Below are 21,868 nucleotides of genomic sequence, written 5' to 3'. Positions count from 1 at the left end.
CTGGGCGGTGACGCAGTGTCAGATACCGCCGGCGGTGAGCTTTTCCGGGTCCAGCAGCGCTTCGAGCTGGTCGCGGGACAGGTCGGTGTGCTCCAGCGCAACATCGATGATTGGGCGACCTTGCTTGTAGGCGGTCTTGGCGATTTCGGCGGCTTTGAGGTAGCCGATGATCGGATTCAATGCAGTGACCAGGATCGGGTTGCGCGCAAGGGCTTCCTTGAGTTTGTCTTCGTTGACCTTGAAGGTGGCGATGGCTTTGTCGGCCAGCAAGCGGCTGACGTTGGCCATCAGTTCGATGCTTTCCAGCAGGTTACGGGCGATCACCGGCAGCATCACGTTCAACTCGAAGTTACCGGACTGGCCGGCGACGGCGATGGTCGCGTCGTTGCCAATCACTTGGGCGCAGACCATGGCAGTGGCCTCCGGGATCACCGGGTTGACCTTGCCTGGCATGATCGAAGAGCCCGGCTGCAGAGCTTGCAGCTCGATTTCGCCCAGACCGGCCAGCGGGCCGGAGTTCATCCAGCGCAGATCGTTGGCGATTTTCATCAACGCCACAGCGGTGGTCTTGAGCTGGCCAGACAACGCCACGGCAGTGTCCTGCGAGCCGATCAGGGCGAACAGGTTCTGGCCGGGCGTGAACTCGACCTTGGTCAGGCCACTGAGCTGGCGAGCGAAACCGACCGCGAACTGTGGATGGGCATTGATGCCGGTACCCACGGCAGTTCCGCCCTGGGCCAGCGCCTGCAGGTGCGGCAGCATCGCTTCGATATGCGCCTTGGCAGCATTGATCTGCGCAGCCCAGCCATCCAGCACCTGGCTCATGCGCACGGGCATCGCGTCCATCAGGTGAGTACGACCGGTCTTCACGAATGAATGTACTTGTGCCGACTTGACCTCGATCACCTGTACCAGGTGCGCCAGGGCTGGCAGCAACTGCTCGTGCAGGGCCAGCGCGGCACTGACGTGGATGGTGGTCGGAATGATGTCATTGCTGCTCTGGCCACAGTTGACGTGGTCATTGGCATTGACCGCCTCACCCAGTACATGGGTAGCCAAGGTGGCGATCACCTCATTGGCGTTCATGTTCGAACTGGTGCCAGAGCCTGTCTGGAACACATCCACCGGGAAGTGCTGGATGAAGTCCTCGGCCAGCAGTTGCTCGACAGCCTTGACGATAGCCTGGCCCTGCCCGGCAGACAGTTGCTCCAGTTCGACGTTGGCCTTGGCCGCAGCGGCCTTGGCCAGCAACAAGGCACGAATGAACTGGGCCGGCATACGCTGGCCGCTGATCGGGAAGTTGTCGACCGCGCGCTGGGTCTGGGCGCCGTAGAGGGCCTGGGCCGGCACCTGCAGCTCACCCATGCTGTCACGCTCGATACGGGTATCACTCATCATCAAATCCTTGCATCAGTTCATCGGGAGAAATCGAAGGCAGCAGACGGCAATTGGCCAACTGCAGGGCGTAGGGTTGCCAGCGTTGGTTCTGTTCCTGGCGGTCGAGGTTGCGCAGGTCCAGCAGAGGGCGCCACGCCTGATCCAGGCACAGGCAACGCCAATGCCAGGGGAGCATGCGATCGCAGGCGGTATCCAGCAGCAGGCGAAACGCTGTCAGCGCCACCGTCCATGGCGAGGTTTCGGTGCAACACACCAGATAGCGGCCTTCGGCCAGGTAATGCTCGATCAGGCGCGGCTCGTCGGGGTCGAGCGCACAGCGAATGCGCCGGCTGAGCCAGCGCCAGTTTTCCAGGTAGGGCAGTTCGCGGAGGACGGATTTCATGAACATCATCGCCGGGTTACTGGATAATGATATTCATTATTAAGTGATAAACAGAATCACTTCAAGAAAAAGGTGATGAAATAAAAACCCGGCGCGAGGGCCGGGTCTTCGGATTTGCAGAGAAAGGTGTAGTGTGTGCCGGCCTCTTCGCGGGTAAACCCGCTCCTACAACGGCCGGTGTCCAACCCCGATGTGCGTCCACTACCGTGTAGGAGCGGATTGATCCGCGAAAGGGCCGGCGCAGGCTAAAGATCAGCTACCAGCAACGGTCATCCGCTCGATCAGCACCGAGCCCGTATGAATGTTGCTACGGGTTTCAAGATCGCTGCCAATCGCGACAATCTGCTGGAACATGTCCTTCATGTTTCCGGCGATGGTGACTTCCTGCACGGCATGCTGAATCTCGCCATTCTCGACCCAGAACCCCGCCGCACCGCGGGAATAGTCCCCCGTCACCATGTTCAAGCCATGCCCCATCAGTTCGGTCACCAGCAGCCCGCGCCCCATGCGGCGAATCAGCGCGGCCTGATCTTCGACACCGTGGCTGACGAACAGGTTGTGCACGCCACCGGAATTGGCAGTACTCGGCAAACCCAGCTTGCGCCCGGAGTAGGTGCCCAGCAAGTACGACACCAGCTCGCCTTTTTCGACAAAAGGTTTGGCATAGGTGGCCAGGCCATCACCGTCGAACGCAGCACTGCCCAACGCACGCGGAATATGCGGGCGCTCGTCGAGGGTCAGCCAGGAAGGGAACAGGCGCTGGCCAATGGTACCCTCCAGGAACGACGACTTGCGGTAGAGGTTGCCGCCGGAAATGGCCGACAGGAAGCTACCGAACAGGCCACCGGCCAATTCGGCCGAGAACAGCACCGGTACCTCGCAAGTCGGCACCGGCCGGGCGCCAAGGCGGTTGGCGGCACGCTGGGCAGCGCGCACGCCGATGCTGCGCGGGTCGGCCAGCAGGTTGCCTTGGCGGTTCACGTCGTACCAGTAGTCACGCTGCATCTGCCCGTCGCCTTCGGCAATCATCACGCAGCTCAGACTGTGCCGGGTCGAGGCGTAACCACCGATGAATCCATGGCTGTTGCCATACACGCGGCAGCCCTGGTGGGTATTGAGGGTGGTGCCATCGGCGTTGAGGATGCGCGGGTCGGCGTCGAAGGCCGCGGCCTCGCAGGCCAAGGCCATTTCAATGGCCTTCTCGGGCTCGATATCCCAGTCGTGGTACAGGTCCAGATCAGGGATTTCACGCGCCATCAGTGCCGCGTCGGCCAAGCCCGAGCATTCATCCTCGGAGGTGTGCCTGGCAATTGCCAGCGCTGCGGCGACGGTCTCGCGGATCGCCTCCGGGCCACTGGCCGAGGTGCTGGCCGAACCTTTACGCTGGCCAGCATAGAGGGTGATACCAAAGCCCTGGTCGCGGTTGAACTCGACCGTTTCGACCTCACGCTGGCGTACGGTGGTGGACAGCCCCTGCTCCAGCGACACCGCCACTTCGCAGGCACTGGCCCCCTGACGACGCGCCTCGGCGATGATCGCCTCGACCTGTTCCTGCAATGCTGGCAGGTCTCTCGGACCTACGCTCTGGACTGCACTCATGGTTCTCTCCACTCAAATTCTGCGTACGGCTTGGGGTCATTCTACGACCGGGCCGGACAAGCGGCCCCCGACTGGTTATCATGGCGGCGATTTCTAGCGGACTGCCACCATGGTTGATTCAAACGACGACGCCTTCGACGGCGAAAAAAGCAAAACCCAGATCAAGCGCGAACTGCATGCGCTGGTCGAACTCGGCGAGCGGCTTACCACGCTCAAGGCCGATACCTTGGCGCGCCTGCCATTGACCGACGAGCTGCGCAAGGCACTGGCCGAGGCCAGCAAGCACACCGCTCATGGCGCCCGTAAACGCCACATGTCGTTCGTCGGCAAGCTCATGCGCGTGCAAGACCTCGATGCCATCCACGCCTTGCTCGAGCAGATGGACAGCTCGACTCGCCAGTACAACGAACGCTTCCACAGTTTGGAGCGCTGGCGTGACCGGTTGATCGACGGTAACGACGAAGACCTCGAGCGCTTCGTCAACGAGTACCCCGACACCGACCGCCAGCAACTGCGCTCGCTGGTGCGCCATGCCCAGCACGAGAAGGCGCGGAACAAGCCGCCTGCCGCCGCGCGCAAGGTGTTCAAGTACATTCGCGACCTCGACGAGTTGCAACGCGGGCTACGCTGACAGGCTGGGCCCCTGTGAGAGCGGGCATGCCCGCTCCCACAACGACTCCCGAAGCCATCAAGCGCCCGTACCGCCTACGGTAATCGCATCCAGCTTCAAGGTAGGTTGCCCCACCCCGACCGGCACCGACTGCCCGTCCTTGCCGCACGTCCCTACCCCGCTGTCCAGTGCCAGGTCGTTACCGACCATCGAAACCCGGCTCATCGCCTCGGGACCATTACCGATCAAGGTTGCGCCCTTCACCGGCGCGGTAATCTTGCCGTCCTCGATCAGATAGGCCTCACTGGTGGAGAACACGAACTTGCCGCTGGTGATATCCACCTGCCCACCACCGAGATTGGCGCAGTAGATCCCCTTCTTCACCGACGCGATGATCTCCTGCGGGTCGCTTTCGCCGGCACGCATGTAGGTGTTGGTCATGCGTGGCATCGGCAGGTGCGCGTAAGATTCACGGCGGCCGTTGCCGGTCACTGCCATGCCCATCAGGCGCGCGTTCAGCTTGTCCTGCATGTAGCCCTTGAGCACACCATTCTCGATCAGCGTGGTGCATTCGGTCGGGGTGCCTTCGTCGTCCACGCTCAGAGAACCACGGCGGCCTTCAAGGGTGCCATCGTCAACGATGGTGCACAGGCTCGACGCCACTTTCTCGCCAATGCGGCCGCTGAATGCCGAACTGCCCTTGCGGTTGAAGTCGCCTTCCAGGCCATGGCCAACAGCCTCGTGCAACAGCACGCCCGACCAGCCCGGGCCCAACACCACCGGCAAGGTACCGGCCGGCGCCGGGATCGCTTCCAGGTTCACCAGGGCCTGGCGCAGAGCCTCGCGGGCATAGCCCATCACCCGCTCTTCGGTGAAGAAGCGGTAATCGGTACGCCCGCCACCGCCCTGCCCACCGCGTTCGCGACGGCCATTCTGCTCGACGATGACGCTGACATTGAAGCGCACCAGCGGACGTACGTCGGCGGCCAGGCTGCCATCGGCCGCAGCAATCAGAATACGCTCCCAAACCCCAGCCATGCTCACGCTGACCTGCTGAATGCGCGGGTCCAGGGCACGGGTGGCGGCATCGACACGTTTAAGCAACTCGACCTTTTCGGCACGACTGAGCACGTCCAGCGGGTTGTCCGCGGCATACAGGGCGGCCACCTCCTGGCTGCGGAAGGCTTGCACCGTGCCGTTCTGCCCGGCACGGGAAATCGAACGGGCAGCACGGGCTGCCGAGGTCAGCGCTTCAAGGTTGATCGCGTTGCTGTAGGCGAAGCCGGTTTTTTCGCCGGACTGGGCACGCACGCCCACGCCCTGGTCGAGGTTGAAGCTGCCCTCTTTGACGATGCCGTCTTCCAGCGCCCAGGTTTCCGAGATCTGGCCCTGGAAATACAGGTCGGCGGCGTCGATGCCGGGGCCAGCCAACTCACCCAGCACGCTCTGCAGGCTGTCCAGGGTCAAGCCGCCTGGGGCCAGGAGCTGCTCGCTGACGGTGGATAACATCTGGCTCATAGTCACTCCGAGGTGTGCGCAGGCCGCAACGCGCCCTGCGAAAAAAAGCGCCGGTGCGATACCACCGGCATGCGCGCCCGAATGGACGCTTGTTCTTCAATGTCGCGCTCGGCAAGCAGTACCGCTTCACCTTGCGCCTGTTCTGCGAGAATGCGCCCCCAAGGGTCGACGATCGCCGCATGACCATGGGTTTCCCGTGGACCGGGGTGGGCGCCGCCCTGTGCCGCAGCCAGCAGGTAACACTGGGTTTCGATGGCCCGGGCACGCACCAGCACCTCCCAGTGTGCTGCGCCGGTCACTGCAGTAAAAGCTGCCGGTGCGGTGATCAGCTCCGCGCCGGCAGCGCGCAGCGCGCTGTACAGTTCGGGAAAGCGCAGGTCGTAACACACGCTCAGCCCCAGCCGCCCGACCGGCGTATCAGCCACCACTACCTGAGCACCCTGTGCGTAGTCATCCGACTCGCGGTAACGGCCCCGGTTGTCGGCTACGTCCACGTCAAACAGGTGCAGCTTGTCATACCGTGCCGCCACCTCGCCGTGTTCATCGATCAGCAACGAGCACGCATGGGCCTTGGCATCGGGCTGGCCGGCCGGTGGCAAGGGCAAAGTACCGGCAACAATCCATAACTTGAGGTCGCGGGCGGTGCGTTTCAACCATGGCAGAATGGGCCCTTGCCCCAAAGCCTCGGCACGGCCGATGGCAGCAGCGTCCTTGCGCCCCATGGCGGCAAAGTTCTCTGGCAGCACCGCCAACCGCGCGCCGCCCAACGCGGCCTGCTCCAACAGGGCACCGGCACGCTGCAGGTTGGCCTGCACGTCGTCCTGGCTGACCATCTGGATTACCGCTGCCTTCATGGGTACTCCTAGCGGGATTTCTCGAAAGGTTTCACAAATGTGATTCTAGGCTCTTTCCACGGCCCTTCGACACGGTAGTGCACGCTGGCAAAGCGTGACACGCGGTCACCGATCAGCCGATCGACCAGGAACAGCGCACCGCCCACAGCCGGCGCGCCGACGATCAACGCTGCCAGCGGCAGGTTGTTGGTCACCGGCAGGCTCACCTGCAAGTCAGCATCGACCCGGTCGCTGACCATGTCCAGCGTGCCGTCGAGCTCGAAGTTGCTCGACGGGCCGGTCACGGTAATCGGATTGCGGGTCACGTACACGCCACTACTGGCCACCAGCAAGCCCTTGACCCGGTCATAGGCCAGGCCCTTGTCAAACAGGTCGGAAAAGTCCAGACGCAGGCGCCGGCCAATCGAGTTGAAGTTGAGCAGGCCGAACACCCGCAGTGCTTGTGCGCTGCCTTCGACCTCGACGAACTGGCCGCTGCGCAGCGCCGCATCCATGCTGCCCGAGAAGCGTTTCAGGCCCACCGCGGCGGGCGAGCCCGGCCAGCGGCCATCCACATCCAGGCGGAAGTCGCGGCTGGTCACAGTCGGGGCAAAGCCCCAGGCCTTGAGCACATCCGCCAGATTCTTGCCGTCAAGGCGCCCTTTGTACCAACTGCTGGTTTTGCCCGTTTCACCTTCCCAGCCACCGCCGCCATCGATGCGCAACCCCTTCAGATCGAGGTCGATATCACTGGCTTTAACGCCACGTGCGGTCGGCCGCAGCTTGATCGAGGCGCTGCCGTAAAGATCGTCACCGCGATAGAGCTTGTCGATGCTCAGGTCCAGTGCCGGGACTTTGCGCGGATCGAACGAGGCCAGCGGGTCGGGGCCGTCTTCAGCCTGCTGCTCAGCGGCGCTGGCGGCAGGCAGGCGTAAGGTCTGCATGCGCACGGCCATGGGCACGCCCTTGGCATCCGGAACGCGTGCGTTACCGATGACTTCCTTGCTGTCGAGGCGCAAATCCCAGGCCGGGCCGGCCCGGGCCAGGCGAACCACGGCCTGGTTCAGATCCATGCCGAAGGCTTTCAACTGGCCTATGCTCAGGTCGACGCTTTGCAAGTTCTGCCGCGCGCTGCCACCCGGGTCGTCGCCAGCCAGCCGGGCAGCCTGTTCCTGCCAGGGGGCCAGGTCCAGCGTCTCCAGTCGCCCGCGCACCCTCAGCCCTTGGCTGGCAGGTACCCGGGCGTCGCCTGTGCCCAGCACTAGCTCGCCACGGCCCTGAGTCAACTTCTCGGCCGGTGCGGCATAGGCGAAGCGGGCAAGGTCGGCGTAGGCGGCATCGAATTGCCGCTCCGGTCCCTGAAGGCTCATGTCGAAACGGCTGTCACGGGTATCTGCCGCCGCTTTGCCAAACGGAGCCGGCAGGTCGATGGCCAGGCCCTTGAGGCTGGAAGTGACACTCAGGTGGTTGTCCCGGCTCCCCAGACTGAGTTGCAACTGATACGGCAGGTCACCGGATGCCGGCAAAGCCTGGTTGAATTGCAGCCAGTCAGTCAGCGTCTTGAGCGATACCTGGCCATTGGCATTGATGCGGGTCTGCATCTGCCCAGCCTGACCTTCAGCGGTTATTCGAGCCGTTACCGGCTTGCCGAAGGCCTGTAGGCTGATGCCTTTGCCACTCAGGCCCTTGTCGAAATCGAAGCTGAAGTCTCCCTTCAGGCGGCTCAACTCCAGGCTGGGCGGAGCAACTTTCAGGCGCGCATCGCTGGTGGCGAAGTCCACCTGCACTTTTGGGCGCAGCCCATGGGCCAGCGGGATATCGAGCTTGACCTTGCCCTTCAGCGGCCCCTCACCTTCCCAGCCGGCGAAAATTTCACCAGTGCCGATGGGCGCCTCCTTGAGAATCTTCAGGCCATCACCCAGGCTACCGTCGAAGTCGCCGTCCAGGTAAAGGTGACTGTGCTGGTCACCGTCGACATGCGGGATATCCACTGTTACATCACTGACCTTGGTGTCGAGCAGCACGCCTCGCCGGGCCAAGATGCGCACGCCACTGTCCTCGATGAACACATCGCCATCCACATGCTGCACCTGTGGCCAACCGGGCTGGAAGTCCAGGGCGGCGTCATGCACCTTGAAGAACAGGCTGATGCTGCGCGCCTCCGGCGCTGCGCCATGGTTCAGCGAGCCCTGATACTGGAAGTAGCCCTGGTCCACAGCACCTTTGATGATCGCGCTGCGCAGCCATTCGTCGAGGGCCGGGCTGAGCACTTCGGGCAGATACTTGGCGGTATAGCGGCCATCGCCTTCGGTCAGGCCGACGCGCAGGTCCATGTAGTCCTCGCGGCCTTCCTCGAAGAACAGGCGAATCAGGAAGTCGCCGGCGATCTTGCCCTCTTCGCCCAGCACCTTGAGATAGGGCGCAATCAGGGTGAAACCGTCTTTGTCCAAGGTCCAGGTCAGGCGCGCATTCGCCTTCTGGTAGTGCCAGGGCTTGGCGAAGATCGGGTACAGATGCAGCATGAACGCATCGGTATCCAGGCGCAGCTCGCCGTGGCCCAGGTCACCGTTGATGCTGCCACTGACGTTACCGGCCGCCGGAGCGTTGTAATAAGCATCGAAGCCTACCTTCTCCAGGTTGGCCGCGAACTGCAGGCGCTGGTCACCCTCGGCCTTGGGCCTGACCTCGAGGCGCACATTGCGCAACGCACCGGTCACCTTCAAGCCATCGACCACATCCTTCACCTTGTCCGGCAATGGTGCCAGGGCGTCGATCAGCGGAGTCAGCGGAGTGAGGTCGAGGCGGTCGGCCTGTAACTGCCAGCTTTCATCGGCTGCGTTCTGGCCAGGGCGCTGCTGCAACTGCAGGTGAGACTCCCAGCGGGCCTTGCCGAGGTCCATGGCCAACGAGTCGACGACCACATCGAAGCCTTGCTCCCGGCGCTGGAACCAGGCGCCCAAAGCGAGGTTATTCAGGTCGGCAGCCTTGCGCCCGGCATAGGCCCCCTGCAGCCTGGGTGCATTGAGCCTTACGACGGCCCGTTGCAACTGCCCCTTGCCCCAGCCGATCCAGAACTCACCGCCCGCCCGCAGGGTATCCGCATGCCACTGCCCCAACACCCTGGGTGGCAACCAATGTGCCCAGTCACTTTGCGGCAGGCTCACATAGGCTTGTACCTCGCCATCACGCCAAGCCTCGGCCGACATACGGCTGTTCAGGCTCAGCGCCAGGGGCTGGCCATCAGGCAGGGTCGCGCGCAAGTCCAATGCCTGACGTGTGGCACCGGCCTGCAGGCCAGCACTCACATAAGTCAGGGTCAGCGGGTCGCGCTGCCAGGGGTGCAGGGTGACCAGACTGTCGAATACATCGATGCGCCCCAACTGCCGCAGGCGCTGCAGCAAGTCGGCAGGGTCCAGCGGCGCGTCGTCCTTCTTCGGCAGGCCCTCCAGGCTCCAGGCGCCCCGCTCGTTCTCGCGAAGGATCAGTTGCAGCCCGCCCAGCTGAATGCGCGCCAGGCGCACTTCACGGGCGGTGAGGCTGGCCCAGATGTCGGGCACTACCATGACGTCGTCAAGCCGCAGCGCCTTGGTGCCTTCGCCCAGTTGCAGGTCGCGCACCCGCAGCACGGGGGCCAACCCGCTCCAGTGCCCTTCCAGGGCACCGACATGCACGGGCAGGCCCAGCGCCTGCTCGGCCTTGCTTTCTAAGTCGGCACGGTACTCGGCGACCAGCGGCACCAGTTCACGGCCAAGGCTGACATACAGCGCCACCAATACGGCCAGCAGGGCACAAATGCCCAACCCCCAGCGGGTCAGAGCGACAAGAACGCGGTTCAGACGTCCCATGGCCATGGCCCTCCAAGTCGTTTATCCATGATGGCCCGTAGTGCCGGTTTTACCAGCCCGACGATACCGTGGCGTGTTTCAGAAGGCCTCAGAGCAGCACCACGTCGTACTGTTCCTGCGAATACATCGACTCGACCTGGAAGCGAATGGTTCGACCGATGAAGGCTTCCAGTTCCGCCACGTTGCCTGACTCCTCATCCAGCAGGCGGTCGACCACCTTCTGGTTGGCCAGCACACGGTAGCCTTCGGCCTGATAGGCGCGGGCCTCACGCAGGATCTCGCGGAATATTTCGTAGCAGATGGTCTCGGGCGTTTTCAGCTTGCCGCGGCCCTGACAGGCCAGGCACGGCTCGCACAGCACCTGCTCCAGGCTTTCCCGCGTGCGCTTGCGGGTCATCTGCACCAGGCCCAGTTCGGTGATGCCGATGATGTTGGTCTTGGCGTGATCGCGCTCCAGCTGTTTTTCCAGGGTACGCAGAACCTGGCGCTGGTGATCTTCGTCTTCCATGTCGATGAAGTCGATGATGATGATGCCGCCAATGTTGCGTAGGCGCAGTTGCCTGGCGATGGCGGTAGCGGCCTCGAGGTTGGTCTTGAAGATGGTTTCTTCGAGGTTGCGATGGCCGACGAAAGCCCCGGTGTTGACGTCGATGGTGGTCATCGCTTCGGCCGGGTCGACCACCAGGTAACCGCCGGACTTCAACGGCACCTTGCGCTCCAGGGCCCGCTGGATCTCGTCTTCGACGCCGTACAGGTCAAAGATAGGGCGCTCGCCCGGGTAATGTTCGAGGCGGTCGGCTATTTCCGGCATCAGCTCGCCGACGAACTGCGTGGTCTTCTGGAAGGTTTCCCGCGAGTCGATGCGGATCTTCTCGATCTTCGGGTTGACCAGGTCACGCAGGGTACGCAGGGCCAGGCCAAGGTCTTCATAAATGACCGTGGGCGCGCCACAGGTCTTGATCTGGGTGCCAATCTGCTCCCACAGGCGGCGCAGGTAGCGAATGTCCTGCAAGATCTCCTCGGCACGCGCGCCTTCGGCGGCGGTGCGCAGGATGAAGCCGCCGGCATCCTTGATGTTCTCGCTATCCATGCAGTCGCTGACCACCTGTTTGAGGCGATCACGCTCGGCTTCGTCCTCGATTTTCAGCGAGATACCGACATGACTGCTGCGTGGCATGTACACCAGGTAGCGCGACGGAATCGATAGCTGGGTGGTCAGGCGCGCCCCCTTGGTGCCGATCGGGTCCTTGGTCACCTGCACCACCAGAGCCTGGCCTTCATGTACCAGTGCGGTGATGTTCTCTACCGCCGAGCCTTCACGCTGGGAGATCTCCGAGGCATGGATAAATGCAGCGCGCTCAAGGCCGATGTCGACGAAGGCCGCCTGCATGCCTGGCAGCACACGCACCACCTTGCCCTTGTAGATATTGCCGACGATGCCACGGCGCTGGGTGCGCTCGACGTGCACTTCCTGCAGCACCCCGTTTTCCACCACCGCCACACGTGACTCCATCGGGGTGATGTTGATCAGGATCTCTTCACTCATGGCAGGCTCTCGTCAAAGGTTCTTTCTTATGATGGATGGCGTATGCACTGCTGGCTACTGCGGGTTTGTTACCTCTGGCGTATGCGCGAGCGATTGCCAGCAGGCGATGCCGAACTGGCCAAGCAAATCGGCCGTTTCACAGAGCGGCAAGCCGACCACCGCCGAGTAGCTGCCGGAAAGGCCGGTGACGAAAACCGCACCCAGCCCCTGCACGGCATAGCTGCCAGCCTTGTCTGCTGGCTCGCCGCTGGCCCAATAGCGTTGCGCTTCATCGGTGCCGATGGCGCGAAAGCGCACCTTGCTGGTAACGCAAAAACTGTGCACCCGCTGGCCATCGTCCAGAGCGACAGCGGTCAGCACCTGATGCTCACGGCCTGACAGGTCAGCCAGCATGGCCAAGGCATCTTCGCGGTTTTCCGGCTTGCCGAGAATACGACCATCGAGTACCACTGCGGTGTCAGCGCCGAGCACTACAGCCGGGCCATCGATGCTGGCCAGGCCGGCGGCAGCCTTTGCCCGGGCCAGGCGTTCGACGTAGGCAGGGGCGCTTTCGCTGGGTAGCGGAGTTTCATCGACGGGGGCACTGATGACGATGAACGGCACGCCGATCTGCGTCAGCAGTTCACGACGACGGGGCGAGCCGGAAGCCAGGTATAACGGGGTCATTCAGACATCTCCCTGTCAGCGGCGCGTTGCCGTCAGTTGATATGCAAGCGTCGACGCAGGTCGCGCAAGGCAAAGCTGATCCACGGCCAGAGCAAGGCACTGATCACCGCCGACCAGACCAGCGCCAGGGTGGGTAGGCGGTTGCCGGTCAGTGCGCTGAGCCACAACTGGATCAACTGGGCGATACCAAAGATCACCAGAATGACCAGGCTTTGCTGCCACATGGGGAACATGCGCAGACGCTGCTGCAGGGACAGCACCAGAAAGGTGATGAAGGTAAGAACCAGCGCATTCTGCCCCAACAGGGTGCCATACAGCACGTCCTCGGCCAGGCCCAACACGAACGCCGTGGTCATGCCGACTTTGTTCGGCACGGCAAGGGTCCAGAACGACACCAGCAAGGCCAGCCACATGGGCCGGAACACCTCCATGAACTGCGGCATGGGGGAAACGCTGAGCAGCAGGCCGATGGCGAAAGTAAGCCAGATGATCCAGCCGTTATTGCGGCGTGATGCAGCCATCATTGCCTCCGGAGTTGAGCGGGTGCAGCCGGCGTGGCAGGTGCAGCAGACGGGACTGCTGGCTGCGCGACCGGAGTGGCCGGTGCTGCCGGTGTGACCGACGCGGCAGGCGTGCCAGCGGCGGGTGCGACCTGATCACTGGTAGCGGTCGGATGGCCAGCAGGTGCAGCGCCCTTGCGATCAGCCTCTTCCTGGGCAATGGCGGCATCGGTGGCGCGCTGCTCCGGGCTACGTCGGTCACTGAACACCAGCAGCATATAGCGGCTGCGGTTGAGTGCAGCGGTAGGGATGGCACGAACGATGGCAAAGGGCTGGCCGGAATCGTGGATCACTTCGTTGACCGTGGCCACCGGGTAGCCGGCAGGAAAGCGCTGCCCCATGCCGGAACTGACCAGCAGGTCGCCTTCCTTGATGTCGGCAGTGTCGGCCACATGGCGCAACTCCAGGCGTTCCGGGTTGCCAGTGCCGCTGGCGATGGCACGCAGACCGTTGCGGTTGACCTGCACCGGAATGCTGTGGGTGGTATCGGTCAGCAACAGTACCCGCGCGGTGTAGGGCATCAACTCTACGACCTGGCCCATCAGGCCGCGGGCATCGAGCACCGGCTGGCCCAGGAACACACCATCACGCTCACCCTTGTTGATCAGAATGCGGTGGGTAAACGGGTTGGGGTCGACACCGATCAGCTCGGCCACTTCAACCTTTTCGTTGACCAGCGCCGAAGAGTTGAGCAACTCGCGCAGCCGCACGTTCTGCTCGGTCAGGGCTGCCAGCTTCTGCAGGCGCCCCTGCAGCAGCAGGGCTTCGGTCTTGAGCTTCTCGTTTTCGGCAATCAGCTCGGTGCGGCTACCGAACTGGCCGGCCACACCTTGCCAGGCACGCTGCGGCAAATCGGTGATCCAGTACGATTCCATCAGCACCAGGCCCATCTGGCTGCGCACGGGTTTGAGCACGTCGAAGCGCGCGTCGACAACCATCAACGCGACCGACATCACCACAAGAACGAGGAGGCGAACGCCCAGCGAAGGGCCCTTGGAGAAAAGCGGTTTAATGGGCCGTTCCTCGTGGACGACTCAGGAGGTCATTGGACATGGAACAACGCACCAGCCTGGTTGCGGGTTGACGGATACGGTGCCCCAAACGGGCACCAGCGCAGCACATACAGGTAGCACTGTGTGTACTACCTGTAAACCGGGCGCTCGTGAACAGCGAGCGGGATCACTCGCTGGAGAGCAGGTCCATCGCGTGCTTGTCCATCATTTCCAGGGCGCGACCGCCGCCACGGGCGACGCAGGTCAGCGGGTCCTCGGCAACGATTACCGGCAGGCCGGTTTCCTGGGCCAGCAGTTTGTCGAGGTCACGCAGCAGCGCACCACCACCGGTCAGCACCAGGCCGCGCTCGGCGATGTCCGAAGCAAGCTCGGGCGGCGATTGCTCGAGGGCGCTCTTGACCGCCTGGACGATGGTCGCCAGCGATTCCTGCAGCGCTTCGAGCACTTCGTTGGAGTTCAGGGTGAAGGCACGCGGCACACCTTCGGCCAGGTTGCGGCCACGCACGTCGACTTCACGTACTTCACCACCTGGGTAGGCAGTACCGATTTCCTGCTTGATACGCTCGGCGGTGGATTCGCCGATCAAGCTGCCGTAGTTGCGGCGCACGTAGGTCACGATGGCTTCATCGAAGCGGTCACCGCCCACACGGACGGACTCGGCATAGACCACGCCGTTCAGCGAGATCAGGGCGATTTCAGTGGTACCACCACCGATATCGACGACCATCGAACCGCGGGCCTCTTCAACCGGCAGGCCTGCACCGATGGCAGCGGCCATCGGCTCTTCGATCAGGAACACTTCACGGGCCCCCGCACCGAGGGCCGACTCGCGGATGGCGCGGCGCTCTACCTGGGTCGACTTGCACGGCACGCAGATCAGCACGCGCGGGCTTGGCTGCAGGAAGCTGTTCTCGTGAACCTTGTTGATAAAATATTGCAACATTTTTTCGCAGACGCTGAAGTCGGCGATGACGCCGTCCTTCATCGGACGAATGGCTGCAATGTTGCCAGGCGTACGGCCCAGCATGCGTTTGGCTTCGGTACCGACGGCGACGACGCTTTTCTGGTTGCCATGGGTACGGATGGCAACAACCGAGGGTTCATTCAGGACGATACCGCGCTCACGCACGTAAATAAGGGTGTTGGCAGTACCCAGGTCGATCGAAAGATCGCTGGAAAACATGCCACGCAGTTTCTTGAACATGGGAAAGTGACCCTGGGGAAAGCGTGGGTAAAAAAGTGCGGCAAACTCTAACAATGGCAGGGATTTTGGGCAAGGAGCCAATATGTTAAATTGGCTGTTTTTCCGAGCACGCCAGCAGAATTTCGCGGCCGTTAGACCGCCAGAAAGCTGACATGTTCCTCACTGCGGACCCAAATTCCGTTCTTTGTTTCCCTTGGAGATCCTCATGGCGCTTGAACGCTGCGACGTGGAAAAGATCGCCCATCTGGCCCGCCTGGGCCTGAATGATGGCGAACTGCCACGCATTACTGACGCCCTGAACAGCATTCTCGGCCTGGTCGACCAGATGCAAGCGGTCGATACCACTGGCATCGAGCCCCTGGCCCACCCGCTGGAGGCCAGCCAGCGCCTGCGTCCCGACCAAGTCACCGAAAGCAACCAGCGCGACGCCTACCAGGCCATTGCGCCGTCGACCGAAAGCGGTCTGTACCTGGTTCCCAAAGTCATCGAGTAAGGGATAGAGCCTGCCATGCATCAATTGACCCTGGCCGAGATCGCCCGCGGACTCGCCGACAAATCGTTTTCTTCCGAAGAGCTGACCGGCGCGCTACTGGCGCGCATCAAACAGCTCGACCCTCAGATCAACAGCTTCATCAGCATCACCGACGACCTGGCCCTGGGCCAGGCGCGTGCCGCCGATGCCCGTCGCGCCGCTGGCGAAACCGGCGCGCTGCTGGGTGCACCGATCGCCCACAAAGACCTGTTCTGTACCAACGGCGTACGCACCAGCTGCGGCTCGAAGATGCTCGACAACTTCAAGGCGCCCTATGACGCCACCGTGGTCGCCAAGCTGGCCGAAGCCGGCATGGTCACCTTGGGCAAGACCAACATGGACGAGTTCGCCATGGGTTCGGCCAACGAATCCAGCCATTACGGCGCGGTGAAGAACCCGTGGAACCTCGAGCACGTGCCAGGCGGCTCATCCGGTGGTTCGGCCGCTGCAGTGGCCGCGCGCCTGCTGCCCGCCACCACGGGCACCGACACCGGCGGCTCGATCCGCCAGCCCGCGGCACTGACCAACCTCACCGGCCTCAAGCCGACGTACGGTCGTGTGTCACGCTGGGGCATGATCGCCTACGCCTCCAGCCTCGACCAGGGCGGCCCGCTGGCCCGCACCGCCGAAGACTGCGCGCTGCTGCTGCAAGGCATGGCCGGTTTCGACGCCAAGGACTCCACCAGCATCGAAGAGCCGGTGCCGGACTACAGCGCCAACCTGAACGCTTCACTTCAGGGCCTGCGCATCGGCCTGCCGAAAGAGTACTTCGGCGCCGGTCTCGACCCACGCATCGCCGACCTGGTCCAGGCCAGCGTCAAAGAGCTGGAAAAGCTCGGCGCAGTGGTCAAGGAAATCAGCCTGCCGAACATGCAGCATGCCATTCCGGCCTACTACGTGATCGCCCCGGCCGAAGCCTCTTCCAACCTGTCGCGTTTCGACGGCGTACGCTTCGGCTACCGCTGCGAAGAGCCGAAAGACCTCACCGACCTCTACAAGCGCTCACGCGGCGAAGGCTTCGGCGCTGAAGTACAGCGCCGTATCATGGTCGGTACCTACGCCCTGTCGGCCGGCTACTACGACGCCTATTACGTGAAGGCGCAGCAAATCCGCCGCCTGATCAAGAACGACTTCATGGCCGCCTTCAACGATGTCGACCTGATTCTCGGCCCGACCACGCCAAACCCGGCCTGGAAGCTCGGCGCCAAGAGCAGCGACCCGGTTGCCGCCTATCTCGAAGACGTCTACACCATCACCGCCAACCTGGCAGGCCTGCCAGGCCTGTCGATGCCTGCGGGCTTCGTCGACGGCCTGCCGGTCGGCGTACAACTGCTGGCGCCATACTTCCAGGAAGGCCGCCTGCTCAACGTCGCGCACCGCTACCAACAGGTGACCGACTGGCACACCCGCGCCCCCAACGGCTTCTGAGGAATTCACACATGCAATGGGAAGTTGTGATCGGGCTGGAAATTCACACTCAGCTCGCCACCCAGTCGAAGATCTTCTCCGGCAGCGCTACCACCTTTGGCTCCGAGCCGAATACTCAGGCCAGCCTGGTTGACCTGGGCATGCCCGGCGTACTGCCGGTGCTGAACGAGGAAGCCGTGCGCATGGCGTGCATGTTCGGCCTGGCCATCGATGCCGAGATCGGCAGGCGCAACGTGTTCGCACGCAAGAACTACTTCTACCCGGACCTGCCCAAGGGCTACCAGATCAGCCAGATGGACCTGCCGATCGTCGGCAAGGGCCACCTGGACATCGCACTGGAAGACGGCACCATCAAGCGCATCGGCGTAACCCGCGCGCACCTGGAAGAGGACGCCGGCAAGAGCCTTCACGAAGACTTCAGCGGTTCCACCGGCATCGACCTGAACCGTGCCGGCACCCCGCTGCTGGAAATCGTCTCCGAGCCTGACATGCGCAGCGCCAAGGAAGCCGTCGCCTACGTCAAGGCGATCCACGCGCTGGTGCGCTACCTGGGCATCTGCGACGGCAACATGGCCGAAGGTTCGCTGCGCTGCGACTGCAACGTATCGATCCGCCCGAAAGGCCAGACCGAGTTCGGCACTCGCTGCGAAATCAAGAACGTCAACTCGTTCCGTTTCATCGAGCGCGCGATCAACAGCGAAATCCAGCGCCAGATCGACCTGATCGAAGACGGTGGCAAGGTGGTGCAGGAAACCCGCCTGTACGACCCGAACAAGGACGAAACCCGCTCCATGCGCAGCAAAGAGGAAGCCAACGACTACCGTTACTTCCCCGATCCGGACCTGCTGCCGGTGGTCATCGAGGACAGCTTCCTCGAAACCATCCGCGCCGGCCTGCCGGAGCTGCCACCCCAGAAGGTCGAGCGTTTCCAGAGCCAGTACGGCCTGTCGGCCTACGATGCCAACGTCTTGGCTTCCAGCCGCGAACAGGCGGACTACTTCGAAGAAGTGGTGAAAATCGGGGGTGATGCCAAGCTGGCGGCCAACTGGGTCATGGTCGAACTGGGTAGCCTGCTGAACAAGCTGGGTGTCGAAATCGATCAGGCGCCGGTCAGTGCCGCGCAACTGGGCGGCATGCTGCTGCGCATTCGTGACAACACCATCAGCGGCAAGATTGCCAAGACCGTGTTCGAGGCCATGGCCGCCGGTGAAGGCGATGCCGACAGCATCATCGAGAGCAAAGGCCTGAAGCAGGTTACCGATACAGGTGCGATCGACAAGATGCTCGACGAAATGCTGGCAGCCAATGCCGAGCAGGTCGAACAGTATCGTGCAGCCGATGAGGCCAAGCGCGGCAAGATGTTCGGCTTCTTCGTCGGCCAGGCCATGAAAGCCTCCAAAGGCAAGGCCAACCCGGGGCAGGTGAACCAATTGCTCAAGGCCAAGCTCGAAGGGTGATGATTTTCCCCCTGTAATGCTGCGAGGGCTTCGCCCTCGTTCGCGGCTAAAACCGCTCCTACACAAGCCTGCGCTTTACCTGTAGGGGCGGGTTTACCCGCGAATGGCCGCACCGGAGAGCACCTGACTTGCTAAAACGATCCCTCGGCACTCTCGCCCTGTTTTCTTTCCTGGCCGGTTGCGCCAGCCATGACATCGACCCGCGCGGTTACGACCGGACGGGTACCGCGTCCTATTACGGGTCGCGCCACCACGGCAAACGCACTGCCAGTGGCGAACCATTCAACCAGCACGGCCTTACCGCCGCCCACCGCAGCCTGCCTTTCGGCACGCGAGTACTGGTGACCAACATGGCCAACCAGCGCAGTGTGGTGGTTCGCATCAACGACCGTGGCCCGCACACCCGGGGCCGCCTGATTGACCTGTCTCGCGCAGCAGCAGAAAAAATCGGCATGCTCCGTAGCGGAACAGCGCGCGTCCGGGTACAAGGGCTTAGCGACTGACGCGACAGGAGTCCGACCATTTTCGACCTGGCCACCCTTCCCACTTTTAGCCTGCTGCAAATGGGCGTTGCCCTGCTGTTGCTGGTCGGCGGCGCCGAGCTACTGGTGCGCTCCGCTTTGCGCCTGGCGCAGCGCCTGCACGTTCGCCCGCTGATAATAGGCCTGAGCCTGGTGGCCTTCGGCAGCACCGCGCCACAATTGACCGTAAGCCTGCAGGCTGCCTACCAAGGCGCGCCGGATGTGGCAGTAGGCAGCGTGATCGGCAGCAATATCTTCAACGTACTGGTCATTCTCGGCCTGGCCGCGCTGATCATTCCGCTGCGGGTGTCACGCCAACTGGTGCGTCTGGACATTCCATTGATGATCGTCGCCAGCGGACTGGTGTATGCACTGTCCGCCAATGCCCGCCTGGGCAGGGTTGAAGGGGCACTGCTATTGCTGGGGCTGGCCGGTTACCTGGCAATGCTCTGGCATCAGTCGCGCCACTATGCACGCACCTACCCGGCCCCGGACGCCACCAGGTCCGGGGCCGGGCGCTTCTGGTCAGGTACGCTGTTGCAGGTATTGGTCGGCCTCGGCCTGCTGAGCCTGGCGGGCCACTTGCTGCTGGAAGCTGCCATCGAGGTGGCCACCGACCTGGGCCTGTCCGAGCGCATCATCGGCCTGACGGTGGTCGCCATCTGCACCTCCCTGCCGGAACTGGCCGCTGCGCTGATCGCCGCCTTGCGTGGCGAACGGGAGATCGCCGTGGGCACGGTGATCGGCAGCAACCTGTTCAACCTGCTGGCCGTACTGGGCCTCACCGCACTGATCACCCCGGAGCCACTGTCGATTTCGCCTAACGCGCTATCTTTCGATCTGCCTGTAATGCTCGGCGTTGCCGTCCTGAGCCTGCCAGTGTTCTATTCCGGTTACCGCATCACTCGCGCCGAAGGCCTGGTGTTTCTTTGCCTGTACCTGGCCTACGGCCTGCATGTGGCGGCTTTTACCATGGGTATGCCGCTGGCTGGCCGCCTGGAGCGCTTGATGCTGTTCTATGTACTGCCGGTGCTCGCCACAGTGTTGCTGTACACCACCGTGCGCGCCTGGCGGAGGCAGCATTGAGGGGCATGGAAGGGGCACGCGTCAGGGCCGCCAGACGCATGCCTTTAGGCTTTCATCGCCTGTGAGATCGAGCGCCGCCCGCGCGGCGCTTCGCTTTGGCGCATGCCTCGATATCGCGTCGTACAAACAAGGCGGTCGCGCGCGCCTGGCACAGAACGGACTGGCCCGAAACAAACGTAGGAGCGGGTTTACCCGCGAAGCGCCGCGCGGGCGGCGCTCGATCTCACAGGCGCCGAAAACTTAACGGCATACCCCATACGAACAAACCCGATCAGCCCTTGGCCTGGCGCGCCTTCTTCAACTTGAAGGCAACCCACAGCACAGCGATCCATGCCGGGATCAGCATTACCGAGATGCGAATCGGCGGCGTCAAGTACATCACCACCAGGATCAGCACGATGAATGCCAGGCACAGGTAGTTGGTCAGTGGGTGCCCCAGGCTTTTGTAGAAAGGGGTGATCCCGGCGGCCAGCTTGGCCTGGCGGAACTTCAGATGGGTAATACTGATGCTAGCCCAGTTGATCACCAGCGCAGACACCGCCAACGCCATCAGCAAACCAAAGGCCCCTCCCGGCATCAGGTAATTGATCAGCACGCACAGGCCGGTCGCAAAGGCCGACACGCCCAGCGCGGTCAGCGGCACACCGCTACGGCTTACCTTCAGCAACTGACGCGGCGCATCGCCCTGGCTGGCCAGGCCGAACAGCATCCGGCTATTGGCGTACACACAGCTGTTGTACACCGAGAGCGCAGCCGTCAGCACCACGATATTGAGGATGGTCGCCACCAGGTCGCTGTCCAGTTCGTGGAAGATCATCACGAACGGGCTGCCGCCCTGCACCACCTTCTGCCAAGGGTACAGCGACAACAGCACTGCCAAGGCACCGATGTAAAAAATCAGGATGCGGTACACCACCTGGTTGGTGGCCTTGGGGATGCTCTGGCGCGGGTTGTCGGCTTCGGCAGCCGTGATGCCTACCAACTCCAGGCCACCGAACGAGAACATGATCACCGCCAAGGCCATTACCAGACCAGTGACACCGTTAGGGAAGAAGCCACCGTACTGCCACAGGTTGGCCACGCTGGCATCCGGGCCACCATGGCCGCTGCCCAGCAACCAGGCACCAAAGCCGATCATGCTGACGATGGCGACCACCTTGACCAGGGCGAACCAGAACTCCATCTCGCCATAAACTTTTACCTGGGTCAGGTTGATCAGGTTGATCACCACGAAGAAGATCGCCGCCGTGGCCCAGGTAGGGAAGTCCGGCCACCAGTACTGCACATAGATACCGACCGCCGTCAGCTCGGCCATGCCGACCAGCACGTACACCACCCAGTAATTCCAGCCTGAGACAAAGCCGGCGAACTCGCTCCAGTATTGGTGGGCGAAGTGGCTGAAGCTGCCGGCGACCGGCTCTTCCACCACCATTTCGCCCAGCTGGCGCATGATCAGGAAGGCCATCAGGCCGGCGATGGCGTAGCCCAACAACACGGAGGGGCCGGCCAACTGGATGGTCTGGGCAATGCCCAGGAACAACCCGGTACCGATGGCCCCGCCCAGCGCGATCAGCTGGATATGGCGATTCTTCAGCCCGCGCTGTAACCGCTCGGGCGTGCTCTGGTCTTGCATGAAGTGTCCTTTAGCTCAGTGAGGCAGTGTTGTTGCT

The 21,868-nt window shown here is 62.8% G+C and carries 18 protein-coding genes; 6 read left to right on the top strand and 12 right to left on the bottom strand.

Annotated features, from left to right (window positions below; translation table 11 throughout):
* Positions 1-18: 18 nt before the first annotated feature.
* The 3 genes from ACF8GF_RS07380 to pmbA form a co-directional block, all read right to left on the bottom strand.
* The gene (locus ACF8GF_RS07380) at positions 19-1,395 is read right to left on the bottom strand and encodes a class II fumarate hydratase (protein ID WP_392487883.1); all 1,377 of its coding nucleotides are present in this window, start codon (positions 1,393-1,395) and stop codon (positions 19-21) included.
* Positions 1,388-1,789: a hypothetical protein gene (locus ACF8GF_RS07375; protein WP_012051310.1), complete on the bottom strand. Its 402-nt coding sequence runs from the start codon at positions 1,787-1,789 to the stop codon at positions 1,388-1,390. The genes ACF8GF_RS07380 and ACF8GF_RS07375 overlap by 8 nt, the downstream gene beginning before the upstream one ends.
* A gap of 243 nt (positions 1,790-2,032) precedes the next feature.
* Positions 2,033-3,379, bottom strand: a complete 1,347-nt coding sequence (gene pmbA, locus ACF8GF_RS07370) for a metalloprotease PmbA (protein WP_176683751.1) — start codon at positions 3,377-3,379, stop codon at positions 2,033-2,035.
* A 109-nt stretch (positions 3,380-3,488) separates the two neighbouring features.
* Between pmbA and yjgA the strand changes: the two genes are divergently transcribed.
* Positions 3,489-4,010 carry a ribosome biogenesis factor YjgA gene (gene yjgA, locus ACF8GF_RS07365; RefSeq protein WP_003255152.1) on the top strand — a complete coding sequence of 174 codons (522 nt, stop codon included), beginning with the start codon at positions 3,489-3,491 and terminating at the stop codon, positions 4,008-4,010.
* Between the two features lie 57 nt (positions 4,011-4,067).
* Here the strand turns inward: yjgA and tldD are convergent, their stop codons facing one another.
* From tldD to mreB, 8 genes are all read right to left on the bottom strand, one after another.
* Positions 4,068-5,507, bottom strand: coding sequence for a metalloprotease TldD (gene tldD / locus ACF8GF_RS07360; RefSeq protein WP_209967842.1), 1,440 nt, complete (start codon positions 5,505-5,507; stop codon positions 4,068-4,070).
* 2 nt (positions 5,508-5,509) lie between these two features.
* Complete coding sequence (locus ACF8GF_RS07355; RefSeq protein ID WP_176683753.1) at positions 5,510-6,361, bottom strand: carbon-nitrogen hydrolase family protein; 852 nt, start codon at positions 6,359-6,361, stop codon at positions 5,510-5,512.
* Positions 6,362-6,369: 8 nt separating this feature from the next.
* A complete protein-coding gene (locus ACF8GF_RS07350) occupies positions 6,370-10,191 on the bottom strand; it encodes a YhdP family protein (protein ID WP_392487882.1) in 3,822 nt (1,273 codons plus the stop codon).
* An 82-nt stretch (positions 10,192-10,273) separates the two neighbouring features.
* Positions 10,274-11,731: a ribonuclease G gene (gene rng, locus ACF8GF_RS07345; protein ID WP_021781845.1), complete on the bottom strand. Its 1,458-nt coding sequence runs from the start codon at positions 11,729-11,731 to the stop codon at positions 10,274-10,276.
* Between the two features lie 54 nt (positions 11,732-11,785).
* Positions 11,786-12,397 (bottom strand): nucleoside triphosphate pyrophosphatase, encoded by a 612-nt coding sequence (locus ACF8GF_RS07340; protein WP_176683755.1) that lies wholly within the window; start codon positions 12,395-12,397, stop codon positions 11,786-11,788.
* 32 nt (positions 12,398-12,429) lie between these two features.
* The gene (gene mreD / locus ACF8GF_RS07335) at positions 12,430-12,918 is read right to left on the bottom strand and encodes a rod shape-determining protein MreD (protein WP_176683756.1); all 489 of its coding nucleotides are present in this window, start codon (positions 12,916-12,918) and stop codon (positions 12,430-12,432) included.
* Positions 12,918-13,970, bottom strand: a complete 1,053-nt coding sequence (gene mreC, locus ACF8GF_RS07330) for a rod shape-determining protein MreC (protein WP_176683826.1) — start codon at positions 13,968-13,970, stop codon at positions 12,918-12,920. Before mreC ends, mreD begins: the two co-directional genes overlap by 1 nt.
* Before the next feature lie 166 nt (positions 13,971-14,136).
* Positions 14,137-15,174, bottom strand: a complete 1,038-nt coding sequence (mreB, locus tag ACF8GF_RS07325; protein ID WP_003255163.1) for a rod shape-determining protein MreB — start codon at positions 15,172-15,174, stop codon at positions 14,137-14,139.
* Between the two features lie 205 nt (positions 15,175-15,379).
* Between mreB and gatC the strand changes: the two genes are divergently transcribed.
* From gatC to ACF8GF_RS07300, 5 genes are all read left to right on the top strand, one after another.
* A complete protein-coding gene (gene gatC / locus ACF8GF_RS07320) occupies positions 15,380-15,667 on the top strand; it encodes an Asp-tRNA(Asn)/Glu-tRNA(Gln) amidotransferase subunit GatC (protein ID WP_003255165.1) in 288 nt (95 codons plus the stop codon).
* Positions 15,668-15,682: 15 nt separating this feature from the next.
* Positions 15,683-17,134, top strand: coding sequence for an Asp-tRNA(Asn)/Glu-tRNA(Gln) amidotransferase subunit GatA (gene gatA / locus ACF8GF_RS07315; RefSeq protein WP_176683757.1), 1,452 nt, complete (start codon positions 15,683-15,685; stop codon positions 17,132-17,134).
* An 11-nt stretch (positions 17,135-17,145) separates the two neighbouring features.
* On the top strand, positions 17,146-18,591 hold the full coding sequence (gene gatB / locus ACF8GF_RS07310; RefSeq protein ID WP_176683758.1) for an Asp-tRNA(Asn)/Glu-tRNA(Gln) amidotransferase subunit GatB: 1,446 nt from the start codon (positions 17,146-17,148) through the stop codon (positions 18,589-18,591).
* Positions 18,592-18,719: 128 nt separating this feature from the next.
* On the top strand, positions 18,720-19,094 hold the full coding sequence (locus tag ACF8GF_RS07305) for a septal ring lytic transglycosylase RlpA family protein (RefSeq protein ID WP_392487881.1): 375 nt from the start codon (positions 18,720-18,722) through the stop codon (positions 19,092-19,094).
* Between the two features lie 60 nt (positions 19,095-19,154).
* Positions 19,155-20,198: a calcium/sodium antiporter gene (locus ACF8GF_RS07300; protein WP_176683760.1), complete on the top strand. Its 1,044-nt coding sequence runs from the start codon at positions 19,155-19,157 to the stop codon at positions 20,196-20,198.
* Positions 20,199-20,469: 271 nt separating this feature from the next.
* On the opposite strand, the gene ACF8GF_RS07295 is transcribed toward ACF8GF_RS07300, so the two are convergent.
* Positions 20,470-21,831 (bottom strand): amino acid permease, encoded by a 1,362-nt coding sequence (locus ACF8GF_RS07295; RefSeq protein ID WP_176683761.1) that lies wholly within the window; start codon positions 21,829-21,831, stop codon positions 20,470-20,472.
* Positions 21,832-21,868: the final 37 nt, after the last annotated feature.

It is taken from the genome of Pseudomonas sp. yb_5 (assembly GCF_043103865.1).
Taxonomy (GTDB): domain Bacteria; phylum Pseudomonadota; class Gammaproteobacteria; order Pseudomonadales; family Pseudomonadaceae; genus Aquipseudomonas; species Aquipseudomonas putida_Y.
Note: the sequence above shows the minus strand (reverse complement) of the source record. Positions and strands in the feature narration are given on the sequence as shown.

What these genes read in the sequence shown, in the direction of transcription:
- ACF8GF_RS07380 (WP_392487883.1), bottom strand. Translation starts at nt 1,395, where the DNA reads ATGAGTGATACCCGTATCGAGCGTGACAGCATGGGTGAGCTGCAGGTG.
- ACF8GF_RS07375 (WP_012051310.1), bottom strand. Translation starts at nt 1,789, where the DNA reads ATGATGTTCATGAAATCCGTCCTCCGCGAACTGCCCTACCTGGAAAAC.
- pmbA (WP_176683751.1), bottom strand. Translation starts at nt 3,379, where the DNA reads ATGAGTGCAGTCCAGAGCGTAGGTCCGAGAGACCTGCCAGCATTGCAG.
- yjgA (WP_003255152.1), top strand. Translation starts at nt 3,489, where the DNA reads ATGGTTGATTCAAACGACGACGCCTTCGACGGCGAAAAAAGCAAAACC.
- tldD (WP_209967842.1), bottom strand. Translation starts at nt 5,507, where the DNA reads ATGAGCCAGATGTTATCCACCGTCAGCGAGCAGCTCCTGGCCCCAGGC.
- ACF8GF_RS07355 (WP_176683753.1), bottom strand. Translation starts at nt 6,361, where the DNA reads ATGAAGGCAGCGGTAATCCAGATGGTCAGCCAGGACGACGTGCAGGCC.
- ACF8GF_RS07350 (WP_392487882.1), bottom strand. Translation starts at nt 10,191, where the DNA reads ATGGCCATGGGACGTCTGAACCGCGTTCTTGTCGCTCTGACCCGCTGG.
- rng (WP_021781845.1), bottom strand. Translation starts at nt 11,731, where the DNA reads ATGAGTGAAGAGATCCTGATCAACATCACCCCGATGGAGTCACGTGTG.
- ACF8GF_RS07340 (WP_176683755.1), bottom strand. Translation starts at nt 12,397, where the DNA reads ATGACCCCGTTATACCTGGCTTCCGGCTCGCCCCGTCGTCGTGAACTG.
- mreD (WP_176683756.1), bottom strand. Translation starts at nt 12,918, where the DNA reads ATGGCTGCATCACGCCGCAATAACGGCTGGATCATCTGGCTTACTTTC.
- mreB (WP_003255163.1), bottom strand. Translation starts at nt 15,174, where the DNA reads ATGTTCAAGAAACTGCGTGGCATGTTTTCCAGCGATCTTTCGATCGAC.
- gatC (WP_003255165.1), top strand. Translation starts at nt 15,380, where the DNA reads ATGGCGCTTGAACGCTGCGACGTGGAAAAGATCGCCCATCTGGCCCGC.
- gatA (WP_176683757.1), top strand. Translation starts at nt 15,683, where the DNA reads ATGCATCAATTGACCCTGGCCGAGATCGCCCGCGGACTCGCCGACAAA.
- gatB (WP_176683758.1), top strand. Translation starts at nt 17,146, where the DNA reads ATGCAATGGGAAGTTGTGATCGGGCTGGAAATTCACACTCAGCTCGCC.
- ACF8GF_RS07300 (WP_176683760.1), top strand. Translation starts at nt 19,155, where the DNA reads ATGGGCGTTGCCCTGCTGTTGCTGGTCGGCGGCGCCGAGCTACTGGTG.
- ACF8GF_RS07295 (WP_176683761.1), bottom strand. Translation starts at nt 21,831, where the DNA reads ATGCAAGACCAGAGCACGCCCGAGCGGTTACAGCGCGGGCTGAAGAAT.